Source organism: Larkinella harenae (genome assembly GCF_054780515.1).
In genome coordinates this window covers 393,737-415,398 of the sequence record NZ_BAAGWE010000004.1, presented here as the reverse complement: position 1 = coordinate 415,398, position 21,662 = coordinate 393,737, and the positions used below count along the sequence as shown (strand labels likewise).

Annotated in this window: 15 protein-coding genes; 8 read left to right on the top strand and 7 right to left on the bottom strand. The window is 51.0% G+C overall.

Translation table 11 applies throughout. From position 1 onward, the window contains the following. Positions 1 to 512 precede the first annotated feature (512 nt). The 4 genes from ACYVH9_RS21780 to ACYVH9_RS21765 all read right to left on the bottom strand — a co-directional run bounded on the left by ACYVH9_RS21780 (position 513) and on the right by ACYVH9_RS21765 (position 7,311). Positions 513 to 2,015 carry a RagB/SusD family nutrient uptake outer membrane protein gene (locus ACYVH9_RS21780; RefSeq protein WP_460638516.1) on the bottom strand — a complete coding sequence of 501 codons (1,503 nt, stop codon included), beginning with the start codon at positions 2,013 to 2,015 and terminating at the stop codon, positions 513 to 515. Positions 2,016 to 2,043: 28 nt separating this feature from the next. After that, on the bottom strand, positions 2,044 to 5,565 hold the full coding sequence (locus ACYVH9_RS21775) for a SusC/RagA family TonB-linked outer membrane protein (RefSeq protein WP_460638515.1): 3,522 nt from the start codon (positions 5,563 to 5,565) through the stop codon (positions 2,044 to 2,046). 37 nt (positions 5,566 to 5,602) lie between these two features. After that, positions 5,603 to 6,604 (bottom strand): FecR family protein, encoded by a 1,002-nt coding sequence (locus tag ACYVH9_RS21770; RefSeq protein WP_460638514.1) that lies wholly within the window; start codon positions 6,602 to 6,604, stop codon positions 5,603 to 5,605. Positions 6,605 to 6,720: 116 nt separating this feature from the next. Continuing rightward, positions 6,721 to 7,311, bottom strand: a complete 591-nt coding sequence (locus ACYVH9_RS21765; protein ID WP_460638513.1) for an RNA polymerase sigma factor — start codon at positions 7,309 to 7,311, stop codon at positions 6,721 to 6,723. A 653-nt stretch (positions 7,312 to 7,964) separates the two neighbouring features. On the opposite strand from ACYVH9_RS21765, the gene ACYVH9_RS21760 reads away from it, so the two are divergent. Further along, positions 7,965 to 8,231 carry a hypothetical protein gene (locus ACYVH9_RS21760; RefSeq protein ID WP_460638512.1) on the top strand — a complete coding sequence of 89 codons (267 nt, stop codon included), beginning with the start codon at positions 7,965 to 7,967 and terminating at the stop codon, positions 8,229 to 8,231. Positions 8,232 to 8,275: 44 nt separating this feature from the next. Here the strand turns inward: ACYVH9_RS21760 and ACYVH9_RS21755 are convergent, their stop codons facing one another. Continuing rightward, a complete protein-coding gene (locus ACYVH9_RS21755; RefSeq protein WP_460638511.1) occupies positions 8,276 to 8,989 on the bottom strand; it encodes an MBL fold metallo-hydrolase in 714 nt (237 codons plus the stop codon). A gap of 206 nt (positions 8,990 to 9,195) precedes the next feature. Here ACYVH9_RS21755 and ACYVH9_RS21750 point away from each other — a divergent pair, with 206 nt between their 5' ends. The 3 genes from ACYVH9_RS21750 to ACYVH9_RS21740 all read left to right on the top strand — a co-directional run bounded on the left by ACYVH9_RS21750 (position 9,196) and on the right by ACYVH9_RS21740 (position 11,866). Beyond that, positions 9,196 to 9,618 carry an OsmC family protein gene (locus ACYVH9_RS21750; protein WP_460638510.1) on the top strand — a complete coding sequence of 141 codons (423 nt, stop codon included), beginning with the start codon at positions 9,196 to 9,198 and terminating at the stop codon, positions 9,616 to 9,618. A gap of 151 nt (positions 9,619 to 9,769) precedes the next feature. Further along, complete coding sequence (locus tag ACYVH9_RS21745) at positions 9,770 to 10,264, top strand: hypothetical protein (protein ID WP_460638509.1); 495 nt, start codon at positions 9,770 to 9,772, stop codon at positions 10,262 to 10,264. Positions 10,265 to 10,381: 117 nt separating this feature from the next. After that, a complete protein-coding gene (locus ACYVH9_RS21740; protein ID WP_460638508.1) occupies positions 10,382 to 11,866 on the top strand; it encodes a helix-turn-helix domain-containing protein in 1,485 nt (494 codons plus the stop codon). A gap of 39 nt (positions 11,867 to 11,905) precedes the next feature. On the opposite strand, the gene ACYVH9_RS21735 is transcribed toward ACYVH9_RS21740, so the two are convergent. Further along, positions 11,906 to 13,090 carry an acyl-CoA dehydrogenase family protein gene (locus ACYVH9_RS21735; protein ID WP_460638507.1) on the bottom strand — a complete coding sequence of 395 codons (1,185 nt, stop codon included), beginning with the start codon at positions 13,088 to 13,090 and terminating at the stop codon, positions 11,906 to 11,908. Positions 13,091 to 13,156: 66 nt separating this feature from the next. Continuing rightward, positions 13,157 to 15,238, bottom strand: coding sequence for an alpha-L-fucosidase (locus tag ACYVH9_RS21730; protein WP_460638506.1), 2,082 nt, complete (start codon positions 15,236 to 15,238; stop codon positions 13,157 to 13,159). Positions 15,239 to 15,456: 218 nt separating this feature from the next. Between ACYVH9_RS21730 and ACYVH9_RS21725 the strand changes: the two genes are divergently transcribed. The 4 genes from ACYVH9_RS21725 (at position 15,457) to ACYVH9_RS21710 (ending at position 21,638) form a co-directional block, all read left to right on the top strand. After that, on the top strand, positions 15,457 to 17,046 hold the full coding sequence (locus tag ACYVH9_RS21725) for an FAD-dependent protein (protein ID WP_460638505.1): 1,590 nt from the start codon (positions 15,457 to 15,459) through the stop codon (positions 17,044 to 17,046). Beyond that, a complete protein-coding gene (locus ACYVH9_RS21720) occupies positions 17,039 to 17,677 on the top strand; it encodes an NUDIX hydrolase (RefSeq protein ID WP_460638504.1) in 639 nt (212 codons plus the stop codon). Before ACYVH9_RS21725 ends, ACYVH9_RS21720 begins: the two co-directional genes overlap by 8 nt. Positions 17,678 to 18,268: 591 nt before the next feature. Continuing rightward, positions 18,269 to 20,929, top strand: coding sequence for a DNA gyrase/topoisomerase IV subunit A (locus ACYVH9_RS21715; protein ID WP_460638503.1), 2,661 nt, complete (start codon positions 18,269 to 18,271; stop codon positions 20,927 to 20,929). A gap of 1 nt (position 20,930) precedes the next feature. Next, the gene (locus ACYVH9_RS21710) at positions 20,931 to 21,638 is read left to right on the top strand and encodes a SanA/YdcF family protein (protein WP_460638502.1); all 708 of its coding nucleotides are present in this window, start codon (positions 20,931 to 20,933) and stop codon (positions 21,636 to 21,638) included. Positions 21,639 to 21,662: the final 24 nt, after the last annotated feature.

Genomic DNA, 21,662 nt, shown 5'->3' with positions numbered 1-21,662 from the left:
CTTAGTAATCGGGGGGTAGTTTTTCAGTATTTATTGAGTAGTATGTTGATCTTCAAGCAAACTTTTTTCAAGAGCAGAGCTGACTTGCCCAGCGCTTCTCGCTTCCTTCTTCTGTGACTACTCGTTCACAATATCCCGGAACATCATTCGGTCTTGCCAAATCAATTGACTAACCTACACACTTAGCAACACATTTAATAATTTCCATCCTTGGAATTGTTCAAAAGTTAGAGTTTGGTTTCTTGATCCATTTTAGGGCTTCACCGATCTCAAAAGAACGTTCTCCAATCGTAAGAACTAACCGACAATACTCTCATTTCAGGGTGGATAGACCTGTTCTTTGTTTCGTTTGCATTTTCTGGATTACCTACGTGCCCCTCTTATCGTTACGGCTTGAAAAAATTCATAAACCAAGGTGACGCTCAAGCGGATTGATTCGAGTAAACATTTGAAACCGAAAACCCGTACGAAAGCGTGCTTCCGTACGGGTTTTCGGTTGGCCTGGACCTGGCTTATTGCCAGTCTGGATTTTGCTGCAACTTGGGATTCGCGTTGATTTCTACTTGAGGAATCGGGAAATGTTTATGCCTGGGCAACGGTTTGCGTTCCGGATAATCCGCATTTTTTGCTTTGGGGATTTCCGTCAAAAACTTGCCGGTGCGGGTGAGATCATACCAGCGATCGCCCTCTCCAAAAAACTCCCAGGCGCGTTCCCGCAGCACCGCATCGATGAAAGCCTCCTTGCCCAAGCCAGGTGTCAGGTCCGGAATCCCGGCTCGTCGGCGGATTACGTTGATGAAATCATACGCAGCTGCGGTGCCGCCATTCAGGCGCGCTTCGGCTTCGGCGGCAATCAGAAACGCATCGGCGTAGCGCAAAATTGGCATGTTATTGCTGTTGGCTGCCCCGATCGATTTCGGATCTTTAAATTTACCGAGTACCACCAGACTGTCTCTGGAAAGCAAGCGCGTATCAATGGCCGACTGCCGGACCACCGTTCCTGAACTAGACACAAAGCTGGTGTCCAGCAATAACCGCCGTTTATCAGCCGGGTTAAAGGAATTGTAAAACGACTGATACATGTAAAAACCGCCGGAAGCGCCGTTTGAATAAACACCCACCCCGGTTTGGGGAGCCACCTGCCAGGCTACCGCCGTGTATTTATTGGGAGTTGCCAAACCGTTGGATTCAGCCGCAAAAATGTTCTCCACCCGAGCCAGGGCCTTTTTATCGACGGCGTACACATCCAGCACATTGGGCAACAGGCTATGTCTGCCAGAACTGATCAATTCCTTCGACTTGGCCAGCGCCGTGGGCCAGTCTTCGCCGTAGAGTGCGGCTTTCGCGTGCAATAAAATAGCCGCCTGTTTGCTGGCTCTGCCAGAAACCAGACTAGCGGAGTAATCGGGTAAGGCGGCTGTTGCCCGGTTCAGATCGGTGTAAATCTGGGCATAAACCTCCGGCAGGGGGGCTTTGGCATTGATCGCTTTTTCAATGGTATTGGTCGGGGTGGTTTTCAGCGGAATTTCACCGAAGTTCTTGGCCAGTGTCCAGTGCATCAGCGCCCGCAAAAAATAGGCTTCCCCGATGACCTCCCGGCGTCGTATGGTATCCATATCCGTGTTGGGCGCTTTTTCCAGCAGCCAGTTCGCTTTTTCGACGCATTGGTACGCCGACTGCCAAAGTTGAATCGGTGACTCAAAAACCCGCGCAAAACCGGTCTGCACCGAATAGGTAGGCTCGTACGTGTAAAGCGTAATGGAAGCCCGGCCCACCACATTCCGGGGAAACATGAGGTCGCTGGCGGTTTCGGCCAGCAAGGGATAATGCCCGCCGTACAGATCGTAGAAACTGCCGTACATCGCCACTTGAGCGGATTCTACCTCCGCCGAGTTTTTATAATAATTGTCGGTGTATATCTGGGAAAAAGCCGTTTCTTCCAGATCGCAGCCCGTCAATGCTGTAAACAGCAGACTGAGGAGCGTAACGGACAGGGATCGGTTATATCTTTTCATTACCATCTTGATTTTTAACGGTTTGGTGTCAGAATTCGACCTGCAGCCCGATTAGCCAGGATTTGGAGACGGGATAAACGATGTTATCAACACCGACGAGCGTGTTGGAACCACCAAACGAATTGACTTCCGGATCGAAACCGGTGTAACGCGTTAGGGTAAACAGATTGTTACCACTGATGTATACTTTGGCGTTAGAGAGCCCTTTGATCGGCGAAAACTGGTAACCGATTGTGATGTTCCGGGCGCGTAAAAAGGACCCATCCTCAATGTACCGATCCGTCAGCGGAATGCGCTGCGCCAGGTTGGTTCCGGCATGAACGTATTCGTTACTCGGATTTTCGGGCGTCCACCGATCCGCCAGGCCGCTCAGCGCGTTGCGCATACCCAGCGGATTTTCCAGCTGGTAAGCCGCCAGGTTGAGCACTTTATTGCCGTGAACACCCGAAAACAACGCATTCATGTAAAAGCTTTTAAACCGGAGATTCGTCGAAAAACCGTAGGTAAAGTCCGGTGCCGAATTGGTCAGTACTAGGTCGCCGTCATTGATCCGGCCATCCCCGTTCACATCCTTTACTTTCACGCCCCCAACCCGCGAGCCGGAGCCTTCCAGGATCGTCTCTCCGTTCTGGTAAATACCGTCAAACACGTAGGTTCTGAACAACCCGATCGGCTGCCCTACCACCAGGGAGTTATAAAAATTGACGTCAAATTTTTTCAGATCATCCTGCAACCGCGTGACTTTGTTACGATTGAAGGCAATGTTGGCCGAAACATCCCATTTGAACTTCTCGGTAGTAACAGGGTGGGTTTTCAGGGCAAACTCCAACCCTTTGTTTTGCAGGGACGCAAAGTTGCCAAATACGGTTGAATACCCCGATGACAGCGGTAGGCTGCGGGCAAAAATCAGGTCCTCGGTGCGTTTGGAATACGCGTCCATCACCAGTGAGAGTTTATTCTTGAATAAATCCAGATCAAATCCCACATTGACCTGCGTGCTTTTCTCCCATTTCAAATCCGGATTAGCCACCCCGGTTGGCTGTGTTCCAACGATGTTGACGCCGTTAAAAATATAGTCGCGGCCCAATCCAACGGTGGCCAGCGACTGATAGGCTCCAATGGCACCCTGGTTCCCGGTTTGTCCGGCACTCGCCCGCAGTTTTAGATTGGAAACGATGGCGCTGTTTTTCAGGAACTCCTCTTCGGTGACATTCCAGGCCCCCGAAACCGCCGGGAAGAACGCAAACTTATTATTCCGGCCAAATTTCGACGAACCATCCACCCGTCCGTTGAAATCGATGAAATATTTGCCTTTAAAGTTGTAGGAAAGCCGGCCAAAGAACGACACGAGTTCGTCTCTGGATCGGCTGCTGCGGGCATCGCGCACCTGTGCCAGGCCGATGGATTCGTTGGAAGTTGCATCGGACGCAAACCGTTGGCCCGTGGCATAATTGTAGTTGCTGTTGTTGACAATGTAACTGTAGCCGGCGATGCCCCGAAACGTGTGATCAGTAGCAAAAACCCGGTCGTAGCTCAGAATACTTTCGTGCATCAGCCGGTTGTAATTCTGATTCTGCTTCATGGCAAAACCACCACCCCCGCCATTGGCCGAAATATCCGTAATCGTGGCTGCCACAATGGGAAAGTAATAATCCAGCAGACTGCCCGTGATAACGGCGTTGAAATTGGCCCGGTATTTCAAGCCTTTCAGCAGACTGAAATCGAGGTAAACATTCGGCACAATCGTGTTGGTTTGCTGCTGATCGAGGATTTTGGTAAACTGCAAAGGATGCCTCAAATCCAGGTACATACCCCGCAGTTGCCGATCAAAATTCAGAACATCCCCCCGATCATCGTACGCCCGCAAAACCGGCGGGGTTGCCAGGGCCAGTCCGACCAGCGAATTAAGCAACCCACCGCCGTCGGGATCAACCGAACCCGTCGGAATCCGCTGGTTGATCGACCGGGACATCAGGGTACTGGTTCCTATTTTGAGCCATTTTGTGGCCTGGTGATCAAGGTTAAGCCGGAGTGAATACCGGTCAAACGACGAGTTGATTACAATTCCGTCCTGATTAAAATAATTAAAAGAAACCAGCAACTGCGTTTTTTCATTGCCGCCCGATACCGTCAACTGGTGATTCTGAATCTTCGCCTTCCGAAAAATCAGGCTTTGCCAGTCCGTTCCGGCCCCAATGGAATCCGGTCTTGGAAACCGGTTCGGGTTTCGGTACACTTCATTCTCCAACTCGGCAAACTGCGTACCATTCAACACCGGGATGGTTTTGGTAATCTGCTGCTGGCCAACATACGATTCGTAACTGATCTTGCTTTTTCCGCTTTTCCCCCGCTTGGTGGTGATAATCACAACGCCGTTTGCCGCCTGAGAACCGTAAATAGCAGCCGCCGAAGCATCTTTCAAGACCTCAACCGATTCGATATCATTCGGATTCAGATTGGATAATGGACTGGTTTCGTTGGCGTTTCCGCCCACAATCTGGCGCCCTCCGTTGGTATTGATCGGAATATTTTGGGTCGTGTTCTGAACCTGAACCCCATCAATAATGTAAAGCGGCTCAGACGAGCCATTGATGGAATTAGTGCCCCGAATCCGCATACTGATGGCTCCACCGGGGGCCGCGTTGCTCTGGGTAACCTGCAAGCCCGCAACCAGTCCCTGCAACCCCTGCGCCAGATTGGATGCCGGTGTTTGGAGCAGTTCTGCGGCTTTGACGCTGGTGATGGCACTGGTAACCTCGCTTTTCCGCTGGGTGCCGTACCCCACCACCACCACTTCGTCCAGGGCTTTGGTGTCCGGCACGAGCGATACGTCAACCACCGAGCGGTTGTTGATTGCTACTTCCTGCCGCGTGTAACCGATGTAGGAGAAAACCAGCGTACTGCTTCCCGATGGTACTGTCAGCGAAAACCGTCCATCCACGTCCGTAACCGTACCGGTCGTGGTTCCTTTCAGAACGACGCTGACCCCCGGCAGCCCTTCATTGGTTTCGCTGCGCACAACACCTTTGACAGAAAACTCAATGGCTGGACGAACCGCATTTTCACCCGCAATTACCTTACCTTCGGGCAGTACGGGGTTGATTGCCGATTGTTCGGCAGGTATGCTGGTGGTCGATTCTTCATCCAAAACCGGTGCGCTTTTTTGCCGAACCGATGGCTCATTGATGGAAAAGATAAAATAAATGCTATTCGGTTTTTTGTAGCGCTTGTAAGCCAGCCCAACCGGTTTGAGCAAAGGGGTCAACAGCCGGTTCAGGTCGCTCGCTGACGCATCGGGGGGCAAAACCTGGAGGCCTTCGACCGTTTTTTCATTGTAAGTAAACCGAACACCGAAACGATTTTCCAGCTGTTTCAGAACATCTTTTAACGATTGCGTACTCGATGCGGGCGTCGACGATACCGCTTGTTTTCGGTCCTGGCCGGGTCGTTGAGCGAGTGCTACGCCCTGCGCAAAGACGGCCCCCGGTCCCCCAAACAGAAGTAGAATCAGCCCTAAACGGGCCGTTGACAAAGAGAAACGGTTTTTCATTTCATGCTTGGCTAATGGTTAGGAATAGAAAAAGAACTTAGCGACTAATGTGAAGCTGGTCACCATCGCGGGTGATCTGGAGTTTGTTGGTCGTGGCAAGCGCGTCGATCAGATCGTCCAGGTTTTCGGCGGGCACCACGCCCGTCATTCGTTCCTGCGCGATGTCGGGATCGTCAAACGTAACGGTTAATCCGAACGTATTTTCCAGACGGGTCGTCACCTCTTCTAGGGTTGTGTTTTCCAGAATCCACTGCTGGTTTGTCCAGTCGTTGTAGCGTTCCGGTTCTACCATCCGCCGGGTGAGTTTTTTCTGTTTTCCGGTAATTTCCACCAGTTCGCCGGGTGCCATGACGATGCTTTTCCGGACTGTTCCCTGACCCACATCCAGTTTGACTTTTCCTGAATTGAGCACCACCTGAGTCGCTCCTTTCCGGCTGGCGACATTAAACGCGGTGCCCATCACTTCCACATTCAGTTCGTCGGTATGCACAACGAAGCGTGTCGGCACCGTTTTTTTGACCACCTGAAAAAAGGCTTCCCCCGTTAGCCAGACTTCCCGAGTTTGGCCACCCTGCCAGTTTGTTGCCAGTTTGAGAGTGGAATGTGCGTTCAGGGTTACCTGCGATCCGTCGGGCAGGGTTATCGTCTGCGTTTCACCAAAGTTGGTATGATACTGCGGAGCAGCCCGGCGGTTGAGGTAATACAGCAAGCTTCCCAGCAAAGCGATTCCGGCCAGTACCGCAGCCCAGCGCCCCCACGACTGCAACGGCCAGCCAACGGTTTTTGGTCGTTGGGTTTGCTGGCGGGTTTGCATGATCCGGTTCCAGACGGCGGTTTGTTCCGCTGGCGTGGGTTCATCGGCGCGGAAGTTCAGAAGTACCACAATTTGCCGGGCTTCACTAACGAGACCTTGTTTATCAGGGTGTTGTGCAAGCCAATTCTGCCAGAAGCGGTCATTTTCCGGATCCGGATGCCGAACCCATTGTTGAAAAAGGGGGTTCAACGCGAAGTCCTCGGCGGAGTAATTTTCAAAATTCATCAGGCTCAGTTTCAGAATTAGCAGTACATTTTAGGCTAATCTGAGAATTGAACCAGATCTCATCAGCAAAGTGAAAATATTTTCAAAAAGTATGATTATTTCCCCAAAATCGTCGATTAATAGAACCGGATCAGGAGCAACGCCAGGCCAATGGGCGTTATGTTTTTCCGCAAAACACCAATCGCTCTGGAAATCAGATTGTAGGAAGAGTCCACATTCATGGACAAAATCGATGCAATTTCTTCGTAAGACAGATTGCTGTAAAACCTCAGGTAGATCGCTTCTTTTTGACGCTGCGTCAGCGTATTCAACGCTTTCAGAATACGCTCTTTCTGTTCTTCGTCCAGTTGCTCGGCAATGAGGTGAGCTTCGTGCGGAGGAACTAAATCAAAACCACCCGACACCTGGTTGCTTTGATCCACCACCTGCCACGGTCTGGCTTTCAGCTGGTCAATCATGGTATATCGCATGGCTTTCAGAAGGTAATATTTGACGGAAGTCGTTTCCCGGAGGTTATGGCGGTTTTCCCATAATTCGATGAACAGGTCGTGAATACCGTCCCGCACCAGTTCCTTGTCGGGCGTGAATTTGCTGCCGTAGCTGTACAGAATTTTGAAATACCGATTATACAATTCTCCGAAGGCTTCTTCATGGCCTTCCTTAAACGTTTTCCAAAGTAGTTCATCACTTCTGAGCACATCCAGCATAAAGCTCTTATTTCTAATCCATTACGCATCAGACATTATATATCTGAATAACACCACGAACTGAATAAAGTTAGGTTTCCTGCTGAATTTACTCCGTTTGGCTTACTGCAAAGTTGCCGGATTCGGGCAGTAAAGACTATCCAGAAGAGTTGCATCCCGGCCAACCAGACGGGGTCGCCCAGACGGGGTCCCAGATCTTGCAGGTGCAAGTGGGTCGGGGTACGCTGGTCAACCACCTCCTAACAATCCTGCCGATTGCCTGCCATTTTGTTGCGCCTTAACCGCAGGTCTGTCCGTTTACAAACCGTTTCATAGAAGCTAAAACCTGGTTTCGAACGTTTTCAAGCGCGTTGTTTTGTTGCGGCCGTAGAGTAAATTACTAGCTATTTTCTGACCAAACCCCATAACCTATACCGCTCCGAACGGTTACGTAAAAAAGCCGCCTGTTTTTTTCTTATCAGAAGTGAGCAAGTAGCTTTTGCCAGCTGATTTGTAAAACCGTAGACTACCTTTCACCAGCCCAAGGATGTGATGAAGGCAAAAAAGGGATGTCATGCGTGCGGTTTGACCAACCAGATGGAAAACGATTATACCAACCGCTAGGGACAATTAAAATGGTCAAATTCACTCAGTATCTAAACTTTTTAAAAAGTATGAACGAGGAAAAGAAAAATGAAATCAACGCCAAACAAGCCATTAGTCCGGCTGGATTGGCCAATCAGTCTGTAGAAGGAACCAGCGGCCCCGGCAGTCAACTGCCCGACGAAGAAATTCAGGACATTTCGCCGACAGAAATCGAAGATCGGTACCTGGACGGCGATGAGGACCAGACGGGCGCCAATGTCCGGGAAACCCACCCCAACCGCAATCGGGACGGCAAACCGCAATTGGATAAACCCTCGTACGGCGGGGGGCACTAATGAAAAGGGCGCTGAATGCGCCCTTTTTTATTACTGCTCCGCTATTACCGCCATTGCATCAGGGCCGAATTCAGCGCCTGCTCCACCCGACGACGGGGTTTGTGGAAGTAAACCATGCCGTGCCCGGGCAACATCAGGTCCGTGTCTACCTTTGCAAACCGGCGGAGTGATTCCGTATAGATTTTCTTATCAAAATCGATGGAACCGCTCCAGCCAAAGTCGCCACTCAGCAATGTTCCGATTACATCCCCGCTGATGACAACCCGCTTGCTCTCCCAGGTAAACAGAAAAGCCGTACAGCCCATGCTGTGACCCGGCAGGTGCATCACGTCAATGTCGACTCCCAACACCTTTAGCTGCTGCCCGTCAGACACGACCCGGTCAACCAATACAGGCATGAAGGTTTTATGGTACAGATAGCCACAACAGCGTTCGTCGCCCGCAGCTACCGCATCGGCGGTTTCCTGAATGGCAATGAACGGAACGCCCTGTTTTTTGAGCAAATGTGCTCCGCCCGCGTGGTCAAAATGCGCGTGAGTCAAAAAACAATACCGGATATCGGCGGGCGACAGCCCCCAGTAGCGCATGTTGGCAAAAATCTGGTCGAGGGTGTCGCCACAACCACAATCAAATAATATCAGCCCCTCTTCCGTCTTCAGCACATACGAATTGGCGTCGTTCCACAACGCGCCCGGTTGGTCGAACGTGATGCCGTTCAGATCTCCACCTACCTGAAATAAATTTTTGAGTAGTTGCATACATAGTTTTCGCCCGGTTTAAGGAGCGCACTCATAGTACGCTCAGACAACCCGGTTCAGACTATTCATTCCGCCGAAAAGCGTGACTTTATCCTCCCGGCTTTTACCCCAGTATTATTTTCTTTCCCAAAAACTAAGTAAATGGCCCGGCTCTGCCCAACATTTCTTACTTTCCCGCTCTTAAACTTCAAATTCACACGTACATTATGGAAATCAAACGCAATGCCACCGCCCACTGGGAAGGTTCCGGAAAAGATGGCAAAGGAACCGTCAGTACCGCCAGCACCGTATTAAGCGATACCCAATATTCGTTCAATACACGGTTTGCCGACGGCGTAGGCACCAATCCCGAAGAACTCGTGGCAGCCGCTCACGCGGGCTGTTTTTCGATGAAGTTAGCTTTCAATCTGCAGGAAGCCGGCTTCACCGCCAGTTCCATTGATACCAAAGCCGTCGTTACGCTCGATTCCAACAGCGGCAGCATCAGCAGCTCGAAGCTAACGGTTACGGCCAGCGTTCCGGATATTTCGAAAGAGAAATTTGATGAGTTGGTGGCTGATGCGGAAAAAAACTGCCCGATTTCAAAATTGTTCAATACCACAATCAGTGTTGACGCCACGCTTTCATAAGCACTTCCCCCCAGTTGTCAACAGAAACCGCACTCAAAATAATCTAGGTTTTTATTCACAATTGGGGGAATAATCCTAAAATACTCCCATTTCTGGCCTTTGGTTTGCTGCAATATATCATAAGCCGGTTCGTTTTCGTTGTATAGCGTAGATGAATCGTATTTTCTTTCAACTTATGAAAATCCCAAAGGCCCAAATGAGACTAATCGTCACCCTTTTTATCCTCGTATTGAGCATTTCAGCCTGTAAAAAAGGCGGTTCTGGCTCGGAAGATGTCGACCCCCGGGAGCAATACCTTGGTACGTACGATGTTGATTATACGACAACGACCGCTTTAGCGGGCTTCCCGGAATATGGCGAAGGCAGTGGCAAAGCAAGTCTTACTTTTGCAAAAGGCGATGCTACAAACGAACTTCGAATGACCATCGAGTTTCCAGGCTTTAGCGCCAAAACAGAAATGGTTAAACTGAATGGCACGCAATTTACCATGAATAAGACGCGTAATACCATGATTATCAATGGAAAAAGCTACGAAGGAGAGTTTACCGGAACGGGCTTGTTTGAAGGGCGTAATGTAACCGTTAGCATGATTACCAAAGCGTCTACTGCTCAATGGAATGAATCCTACAAAGGTCTGAAGCGTTAAGACTGCTTTCCAACCTATAAGTCCACCCGGTTCAAGGAGCTACCGGGTGGACTTTTTTGTTTACCGACGTTTTTAGCGGTATTTTTACTTCCATCATCACTTCACACCCGTTCACCTGTGGCCGTTTATACTGACCATATCCGCTTGCTTTTTGGCCTGAAACTTAAACAGATCCGGTTGGACAAAGGACTCTCGATCAGCGAGCTGGCCCAGATTTCGGGGCTCTCCATTTCGTACATAACCGAGATCGAGAAAGGACGTAAATACCCAAAAACGGATAAAATTGCCGCCCTGGCCAAGGCGATGGACGTTGATTACGACACGCTGGTTTCGCTCAAGCTTAATAAAAAGTTAGAGCCAATTTCCGACCTCCTTCGGTCTCGGTTTCTGACCGAAATCCCACTCGAATTACTGGGCATCGACCCTGCCGACCTGCTCGAGCTTCTGGCCGAGGCCCCGGCGAAAGTTAGCGCGATGATTTCGACGGTTATGAACATTGGCCGTAGTTACCACGTCAGCGTCGAACGGCTTTATATGGCGGTATTGCGGTCGTACCAGGAGATGCACGATAACTATTTTGACGATATCGAGCAGGATGGCGACCGGTTTCTGACGGAATTTGCTTCAGGTCACGTCCGGGTAGACGAGGCACTGCTGGCCAGCCTGCTGCGGAACCGATACAACTACACCATTCAGCATTTCGACCCGGAAACCAGTCCCGAACTGGCCGGTTTACGCTCGGTTTTTCGCCCGGAATCCAGTACTTTATATTTAAACAGCCACCTGTCTGTTGAACAAAAAACGTTTATTCTGGCTCGAGAAGTAGGTTTCCAATACCTCACCCTCAAGATTCGTCCCTACACGTACTCCTATGTAGAGGTAGAATCGTTTGAGCAGATTCTGAACAACTACCGTGCTTCCTATTTTGCCGGGACAATTCTGATTCGCCGGACCGATCTGATTCCGCGCCTGCAGGCATTGTTTGACCGCCCAACCTGGCACAACGACGACTTTCTGAACCTCATCCAGTCGTTTAATGTAACCCCCGAACCGTTTTTCTACCGACTTAGCAACCTGCTTCCCAAGTATTTCGGCATCGATCAGCTCTTCTTTTACCGCTTTAATAGTACCGCCGGGCAAACCAACTTTCACCTGACGAAGGAGATGCACCTGACCCGTCAGCAAGGCCCCAAAAGCATGATGGATGAGCACTACTGTCGCCGGTGGGTAGCCTTGACAATTCTTCAGGAACTAGCGTTTTTGCAGAAGAATAAAAACCACGTTGGTGCCCTTTGCCAGGCGCAGCTGTCGACATACGCTGATTCCGGCAACACCTTTTTCATTGTGTCGGTCGCCCAGTCGTACCAACCGCATCTGCAACAGAATATGAGCGTGTCGATGTGTTTCAAGATGACAGACACCCTGCGCAGTAAAATGAAATTTCTGAATCCGCTGGCCCCCGGCATTCCCCAGCGCATTGTCAACGAAGCCTGCGAGCGCTGCGGTATTTTCGATTGCCGCGAGCGCGTAGCCGCCCCAACCGTGCTGCAACGAAAGCGACAGGTCGAAGCCATGAAGAAAACCCTGGACGAACTGAAATAGCGTGAAGAGTGATGAGTGCATCAGCCAGCTCTTCGCTCCTCATTTAAAAGCGCTTAGTCCCGTAATTTCGTTGCCCAGGATTAGTAAGTGAATGTCGTGCGTGCCTTCGTAGGTAACAACCGACTCCAGATTCATGAGATGCCGCATGATGGGGTAGTCGCCCGAAATGCCCATTGCTCCGTGGATCTGCCGGGCTTCCCGAACCACCTTGAGCGCCATTTCGACGTTGTTCCGCTTGGCCAGCGAAATTTGAGCGGTGGTAGCTTTTCCTTCATTTTTCAACACGCCCAGTCGCCAGCAAATCAGTTGAGCCTTGGTGATTTCCGTCAGCATTTCGGCCAGTTTTTTCTGCACCAGTTGAAACGCGGCAATTGGCTTTCCAAACTGTTGTCGTTCCAGTGCATACCGACGCGTCGAATCATAGCAGGCCATTGCAGCACCCACTACTCCCCAGGCAATGCCGTACCGAGCCTGATCCAGGCACCGCAACGGACTTTTCAACCCGTCAGCCCCCGGCAGCAGATTCTCTTTCGGCACTTTAACGTCCTGAAACACCAGTTCACCCGTCGCACTGGCCCGCAACGACCATTTATTGTGAATTTCGGGCGCCGAAAAACCGTCTATTCCGCGTTCGACCACCAATCCTCGCACACGGCCCTGCTCGTTTTTGGCCCATACTACGGCCAGATCAGCCACCGGCGAGTTGGTAATCCACATCTTCGAGCCATTCAGCAGGTAGTGATCGTCCAATTCCGTGAACGAGGTTTGCATCCCAGCCGGGTTGGAACCGTGGTCGGGCTCGGTCAACCCAAAGCAGCCTAGCCATTCGCCCGTCGCCAGTTTCGGCAGGTACTTTTGCTTTTGTTCTTCGGTTCCGTACTCGTAAATGGGCCACATAACCAGCGAACTTTGCACCGACACGCAGGAACGCAGGGCCGAATCGCCCCGTTCGATCTCCTGCATCATCAGCCCATACGAAATGGCGTCGAGCCCCCCTCCGCCGTATTCCACCGGAATAGTTGGTCCAAACGCCCCGATGTCACCAAACTTACGGGGCATGGATGCCGGAAACTCGGCTCGCTGGGCGTATTCTTCAATCGTGGGCAGAATCTCCCGGTTTACAAAATCCCGCACGGAGGCCCGCACCAGTTTCTGGTCCTCGCTCAGCAGTTCGTCGATGGTATAGAAATCGGGCGCTTCAAAATCCATTGCTAGCTGTTTCATACTAAAAAACCCGTCGGGCGGCCAACTAGCCGACCCCGACGGGCTTAAATTACAATTATTTAGGCATTAATTGATCAGCACGCCCACTTCACCCGCCGATGCCCAGTTCTCGTTTTCGTTGACCGACGAGAGCGCAACCAGCTTTATAAAACGGGCTTTCTGCGGAGTCGCAAACGGAACCTCCTGCTTCACCGGGTTATTCCGGATGTTAGCAAATGACTGTTTCTCCAGTACCGGCTTCCAGTCGGTTCCGTTTTCGCTTATGTAAAAGCTATATTGGTAAATTGTGCCGCCATTCTGCCCGTCCTGGCGGGGTGTGTAGGTAAAACCTTTCAGGTTCAACGGCTCTCCCAGGTTGATGACCAGCTCGTGCGGGTGTTTTTTTCCTCCCTCCTGCCGGGCGGTTTGCCAGACGGTTTTTGGATTTGAATCAATAGCTCGGGCGGCCGAACGAGCGGCCTGCTCATCACTGCTTACAACCGACCATTTTTCGGGAGCCAGATCAAACGAGGCCAGTACGGTTTCGGAGGATGCGGCCCCGTTGTTAATAAACGCTTTGGCCTTGACGACTCCCCCTTTTCCGTAGTTGAACGGTGCTGTGTAACGGGCCGATGCCAGGGTTGGTTCGCTGCCATCGGTGGTGTACCGAATCACCGGATCGGCGACTTCGGACGAGATGGTGACCTGGCCTTTTTTGTCACGTATGATTTCGGGAATAGACAGCAACTCGGGGGCTTTATAAACCGCAATTTCTGACAGAACCGGGCAGGCGTTGGATTCCAGAATCGTTACCCGCACCTTCGCGGTTTTAATGGTCGGAAACGCCAGAATTCGCTTGTAACCAATGGTCGTCTGCTGGTCGACGATTTCAAACTGCTTCCCGTTCCAGGCTTCTACCTTAAACGATTTAACGCGCTGACCCAGCGGAATATATTCCTGCAACACCAACCGATTGATTTCCGTCGGTTTGCCCAGATCGACGACCAACGAACCGGTTCGCACGGCATCATCGGTGGTCCAATACGTATCGAACTTACCATCGGACAGGTTGCTGGCGGCAAACCGCTTGTCGTTTCCGCGCGCGGCCGAAGCCGTTACGGTTTTTCCCAACGCCAGGTTGGTTTTGAACGATTCGGCCACAGTTTTTCGGAACTCCATCAGGCGGATTGAGTCGTTTTTATGAATCAATCCTTCGCGCGACACCGGAACGTTCAACAACAAATTCCCATTGCGGCCCACCGACGAATAGTAAATTTTCATCAGATGCGTCAGCGTTTTTACGCGGTCGTCGGTATCGGGGCTATAAAACCAACCGGGCCGAATCGACACATCGACTTCCGCCGGAATCCAGTATTTGCCATTTTCATTTCCGGTATTCAAAACGTGGGTCGGTGGAGCCGCGTGCCCCATACCAAAACCGTCGGTATTGAGCGTCGACCAGTTGGTTTCGCCCGCAATTCCCGACTCGTTGCCCATCCAGCGGCAACCCGGACCTATATCACTGAAAATGATAGCTTTGGGCTGGTGTTTGAAAACCACACCCCGAAACAAATCCCAGTCATATTCCTGCCGTTTTCCGTTTGGACCCTCCCCATTGGCCCCATCAAACCACTGCTCGAACACATCGCCGTAGCTGCTCAGCACCTCATCGAGCGTTTTGGCAAAAATCTGGTTATACTCCGGGGTTCCGTAGGCCGGATGGTTTCGGTCCCAGGGTGAGAGGTAAACCCCGAATTTCAGTCCGTATTCCTTACAGGCGTTGGACAATTCCCGCAATACATCGCCCTGGCCATTTTTCCAGGCGCTTTCCCGGACCGTATGTTTACTAAATTTGCTGGGCCATAAACAAAAACCGTCATGGTGCTTGGCCGTAATGATGATGGCTTTCATACCAGCCGCCTTGGCCGTCCGGGCCCACTGCCGGGCGTCGAGCCGCGTGGGGTTGAATACTTTCGGATCTTCATCACCGTGCCCCCATTCCTTGTTGGTAAAGGTATTGGGCCCGAAGTGGATGAACATATAATATTCCATTTTCTGCCACTCAACCTGCTGCGGACTCGGCACGGCACCGTAGGGCGCGGGCGGAGCCGTTTTCTGAGCGGCCAAATGCACTGAACTGAGTAGAAAAACGAAGAGTAATTTTTTCATTAAAAACGGGGTTAAAGTCTCCCGGGCGGGGTGTTCCGGCAATACGTTTTTGGCTTCAAATATATTGCTTCAACGCCGGGAATACGAACGTCTGTAATCAGAATCCGTACTTATCCGCCGAATTGACTAATTTTACCAAAAAATACCTAAATAATATAAGAAATCCGGGGCGAACCCAGAACCACACTCCATTGTTGAGAGAGTAGGAAATTTCATTTATGATTCATACGCTTTCGTTAACCCTCGAACCAGACATTGCTTTTGATGATGCAGCTTTCGAGCGGGAAATTTATAACCGCTTACACCTTCCGGCTGATTTGCTGACTGAAGCAGAGCCGGATCGCCCCGTTGTTCGGAAACTCCGGCAATCCATCGATGCCCGTTCCCGGCAGGTTAAAGTACACGTCGATGCCGAAGTCTACGTCGACGAACAACCACGGCCACTATTGTCGTATCAGCGTCATTTTCCGGATGTTAGCCGCGCCCGTGAGGTGATAGTGGTTGGGGCCGGGCCTGCCGGTTTGTTTGCGGCTTTGCGACTGGTTGAGCTGGGCCTGAAACCGATCGTTCTCGAACGCGGCAGCGACGTGCGCGCGCGTCGGCGCGACCTGGCGGCCATTAACAAAGACCACCTGGTCAACCCCGAATCCAACTATTGCTTTGGCGAAGGCGGAGCCGGTACGTATTCCGACGGTAAACTCTATACCCGCTCCAAGAAGCGCGGTGATGTGCGCCGGATTCTCGAAATTCTTGTCGCTCATGGGGCCACCGACCAGATTCTGGTGGATGCACATCCGCACATCGGTACCAACAAATTACCTGAAGTGGTGGTGGCGCTTCGGCAAAGCATTATCGAAGCCGGTGGCGACGTTCGTTTCAATACCCGCATGGTCGATCTGGTAATCGAGCAAAGCGAAATCAAGGGCGTTGTGACGGACCGGGGCGAACTGCTGACGGGTCTGGGTGTCATTCTGGCCACTGGGCATTCGGCCCGCGACGTGTTTGAGTTGTTGCACCAAAAAGGAGTTACAATCGAGAACAAACCGTTTGCGATGGGTGTCCGGATCGAGCACCAGCAATCCCTGATTGATGCGCTGCAATATCACCGCCCCGAACGCGGAGATTACCTTCCGGCGGCTTCCTACAGCCTGGTGACACAAACCCGCTACAAAGGCATCGAACGGGGCGTATTTTCCTTTTGCATGTGTCCGGGCGGTTTTATCGTTCCGGCGGCAACAGCACCGGGCGAACTGGTCGTGAACGGGATGTCACCCTCGCGCCGGGATTCGAAATACGCCAATTCCGGCCTGGTGGTGGCCATTCACGAAAACGATTTGAAGAACTACCGGGCGTACGGCCCACTGGCCGGTTTGCAATTCCAGAAAGAACTCGAGCAGCGCGCCTGTCTGCTGGCGGGCGGCAACCAAACCGCCCCGGCCCAACGCGTTTCTGATTACGTCAACGGGCGGGTTTCCAACCGGTTGTTACCGACTTCGTACCAACCCGGGTTAAAACCGGTTGATATGCAAACCGTATTGCCCGACACCATTGCCGCGCCCCTGAAAGCCGGGTTGCAGCAGTTTGGTAAATCAATGCGGGGTTACGTCACAAACGATGCGCAGATGATCGGCGTTGAAAGCCGCACCTCTTCGCCCGTTCGCATTCCGCGTCTCCCCAACACCCTCGAACACGTTCAAATTCAGCGGCTTTTCCCCTGTAGTGAGGGAGCAGGATACGCCGGTGGGATCGTTTCCGCAGCCATGGATGGCGAGAAATGTGCGGAACAACTGTATAGACTTTATGCCTGATCATTCGTTTCATAGCTTTGCCAGCGCCCTGAAGGAGCGATTGGCTGAACCGCTGCCCGGCGTTGAAGCACACCTGAAAATGGCTTCGCGGTCGCGACTTCGCATGGCTATGCAACCGAATGAACGGACCCGGCGGAGTGCCGTGCTAATCGTTTTTTATCCCTACAAAGGCTCCATCCTGGTTCCGTTGATTCTGCGGCCCCAGTACGACGGCGTTCATGCCGGGCAGATGGCCTTTCCGGGCGGGCGAATGGAACGCACCGACGAGAACCTGATCCGCACGGCCCTGCGGGAAGCCCAGGAGGAAGTCGGTATTCGGGTTACGGATGTAAAGGTGTTGGGCAAACTCACCGAAATCTACATTCCACCGAGTAATTTTTACGTGCAGCCCGTGGTCGGCATACTTCCCTACCGCCCCGACTTTTACCCTGACCCGCGCGAAGTAGAGCACGTTGTTGAGGTTGAGCTGGATGAGCTGATGGACGAAAGCATCATTGGTGAAAATGCCGTAGAGGTGCGCGGCACCGTGATCGACGCTCCCTTTTATCAGGTACAGGGCTTCAAGGTCTGGGGCGCTACTGCCATGATGATCAGCGAATTACTAACCGTTATCAATTCCATTGCAAAATAGGCTGCCCAGGGGCAATAAGTGCGTTATCTGCCACAAAGCCCGCCCGTATTCAGCCAGAATTTAACGTAATGAGTGTCTGCATCCACCACAAAAGACCAACGTATAGACCTGCGTGGTGGGATAACGTGAACGAAAGGACTCTTCGCACCATAAGGTATATACCAAAAGTGTGACTACTAGCCGGTTATTGCCATTCATCTTTGCCCAAAACCAGCCATAATTTTGTTTCAGCCAGACCGCAAGAGCAATAGCCCAGATTCCAAGTAGGCCGGAAAAAAGATGGCTTTCTATTTAAAATTCACTATATTTGTAATACAAGTATTACATATTTTTTGTAAACTATGGCTACAATTCTTCTTTTTACCAACGCACTAGCGCCACCTTTTTAAATCGGCATCGCTTTTGTTTATTTCTGAACTGGCGACCTGAAGACACGGTTTTATTCGCTTTAAATACCGCCTTTTAGCGTATTTTAGGCACTATTTTACGAAAACTGTTGTATCTTTATTGAGCTATCGACGGAGCTTTTTTCCCCGCCGACCTATTCCCAACGATAGCATTTACCATCGATTTTTATCCGTAACCATTCGAATGAGCGAAATTCTGGACCCCACTGAATTACCGGAAGATCAAAATGAAGAAACCCTACAGCAACAAACCGTAGTGTCGGGGTTGTATGAAAACTGGTTTTTAGAATACGCATCCTACGTTATTCTTGAAAGGGCTGTTCCGGCCGTTGAAGACGGTCTGAAACCGGTACAACGCCGGATTTTGCACGCCCTGAAAGAAATGGACGACGGGCGTTTCAATAAAGTTGCAAACGTCATCGGGCAAACCATGCAGTACCACCCACACGGTGATGCTTCCATTGGCGATGCCCTGACGACGATTGGCCAGAAAAACCTGGTATTTGATACCCAGGGTAACTGGGGCGACATCCGTACCGGTGACGGGGCAGCGGCTCCGCGGTACATCGAAGTGCGCTTGTCCAAATTTGGTAACGACGTTATTTTCAACCCGCAGACCACGGAGTGGCAGTTGTCGTATGACGGACGCAAAAAAGAGCCGGTTACGCTGCCCGTTAAGTTTCCGCTGCTGCTGGCGTTGGGCGTAGAAGGAATTGCCGTTGGGTTGTCGACCAAAATTTTACCCCACAACTTTATCGAGTTGATCGAGGGGTCAATTAATATTCTAAAAGATAAACCGGTCACCCTTTACCCAGACTTTCAGACGGGCGGTTTCATCGATGTCAGCAACTACAACGATGGTAGCCGGGGCGGTAAAGTTCGTATCCGGGCTAAAATCGAAGAGTTCGACAAGAAAACGCTGATCATTCGCGAAATACCGTTCGGCACTACGACTACTTCCATCAAAGATTCCATCATCAAAGCCAATGACGACGGAAAAATAAAAATCAAGAAAGTCGAGGACCTCACGTCGAAAGATGTGGAAGTGCACGTTCACCTCGCCACCGGCGTGTCGCCCGACATAACCATTGATGCCTTGTATGCCTTCACGGAATGCGAGGTTTCGGTATCGCCGAATGCCTGCGTCATTATCGGGGACAAACCGCATTTTGTTTCAGTCAACGATATTTTAACGATAAATACCCACCAGACGGTTTCGCTGCTGGAACGCGAGTTGCAAATCCGGCGGTCGGAGCTTCTGGAAAAATTACTGTACAGTTCGCTCGAAAAGATTTTTATCGAAAACCGCATCTATCGCAAAATCGAGGAGTGCGAAACCTTCGAGGCCGTTCTGGAAACTATTGACAAAGGGCTGAAACCGTTCAAGAAGCAGTTCTACCGCGAAATCACGGAAGACGATCTGATTCGGCTGACGGAAATTAGAATTAAACGGATTTCCAAATACGACGGTTTCAAGGCCGAAGAATTGATGCGACGCCTGGAGCAGGAATTGGCCGAAACTGAAGACAACCTGGAGAACCTGACGCGTTACGCCATCGGTTACTTCAAAGAGTTATTGAAAAAATACGGAAAAGGACGGGAGCGTAAAACGGAAATCCGGGCATTCAATACCATTGCGGCTAATGTGGTGGCCGCTGCCAATGCCAAGCTGTACGTTGACCGGGAAGGCGGTTTTGTCGGGACCGGTCTGAAGAAAGACGAATTTGTCTCCGACTGCTCCGATATCGACGATATCATTGTGTTCCGGCGCGATGGAAAATGCCTGGTCACCAAAATTCAGGATAAAACATTCGTCGGCAAGGACATTATTTACTGCTCCGTTTTCAAGAAGAACGATGAACGGAAAGTTTATAACATGCTGTATCTGGACGGTAAATCGGGTATCACCATGGCCAAACGGTTTTGCATTACCGCCGTCACACGCGACCGGGAATACGACCTGACGATGGGCAATCCGAAGTCCAAAGTATTATGGTTTACCGCCAACGACAACGGCGAAGCCGAAGTGGTGACCATCAACCTGACCGCTCAGAGCACCGCCAAAATCAAGCAGTTTGATTACAATTTTGCGGAAGTTCTGATCAAAAACCGGGCCGCCCAGGGCAACATCGTTTCTAAATACCCCGTCCGGAAAGTGAGCCTGAAATCTGGGGGCGTTTCTACGCTGGGTGGTGTCGACATCTGGTACGACGAACATCTGGGTCGCCTGAACCGCGACGAGCGCGGAAAATATTTAGGCAACTTCGACAACGGAATGAGCATTTTGGTCGTCTATAAAGATGGGCAGTATGAGTTGACCAACTACAATCTGACCAATCGGTACGAACCGGCAGAAATTGTGGTGCTTGAAAAGTTTGATCCCGAACGGGTTTTGTCGGCGGTGTATTACGAAGCCAACCAGAAGCTGCATTACATCAAGCGGTTTAAGGTTGAAACGACGACGCAGGACAAGAAATTCAGTTTCATCGGTGATACAAAAGGCTCGAAGATGCTGGCGGTTTCTGCGGATCAATACCCACGGTTTGAGATTACCCACCAGCTAAAAGAGCGGGGGCCACTTGAAAAAATGGTACTGGAGCCGGAAGGCTTCATCGACATCCGGGGTTGGAAAGCCCTGGGTGCAAAACTTCCATTCGCCAAGGTGAAAGAAGTAAAATTATTAGCACCCCGACGGAATAATGAGCGGGATAGTGCGGAAAATAGAACGGGAACTCCTAACTTAATCGTTGTGGAACCGGAACCCGAAGAACCAACGGATGAAACTTCCGTCACCGAAGATACTAGTTCGGAGAAAAAGGTGAAACAGCTAGGTTTGTTCTCATGAGATGAATTCGATGCCGTACACGACCAGCCGGCAATCCGGTAATTACAAACGAGCCAGACACCGCATTCGGGTGTCGCGGGTGAAGCGTCTGATCAAAGGGGGAATTATCCTTACCTTTGTGGGGGTTACCGTTGTGCTCCTTTGTAATTTCTGGGTCGTGTACAGTACCCGGAGCCAGGTTTATTTTGATACCGACTCGCTGCCCACCAACGAGGTCGGTTTGGTGCTGGGGACTAGCAAATCCGTTAAAAGTGGAAATGAAAACCTGTTTTTCCGCTATCGGATGGAGGCCACGGCCCGTTTGTGGAAAGTTGGAAAAATCAAGCACATCATCCTGAGCGGCAACAACGACTCCGAGTACTACAACGAACCGTCGGATATGAAAAAGGCGCTGCTTCGGCTGGGTATCCCCGAAGCTGACATGACCCTCGATTATGCCGGTTATCGAACGTTCGATTCGGTGGTTCGCTGCAAACAGGTCTTTAATCAGGATAAGATTACCATCATCTCCCAGAACTTCCACAACGCCCGCGCCCTTTACATCGGCAATCATCAGGGCATTGAAGCCGTCGCTTTTGCCGCCCAGGATATTCCCGGCGGTTATTCCTTCCGGACGCTGATTCGTGAGTATCTTGCCCGCCCACTGGCCGTTCTGGATGTTTACATTGTTCATCCACAACCGGTTATGGAAAACATTGAAATCAAATAGTGTATTCCGGCTGTATTTCTCTTA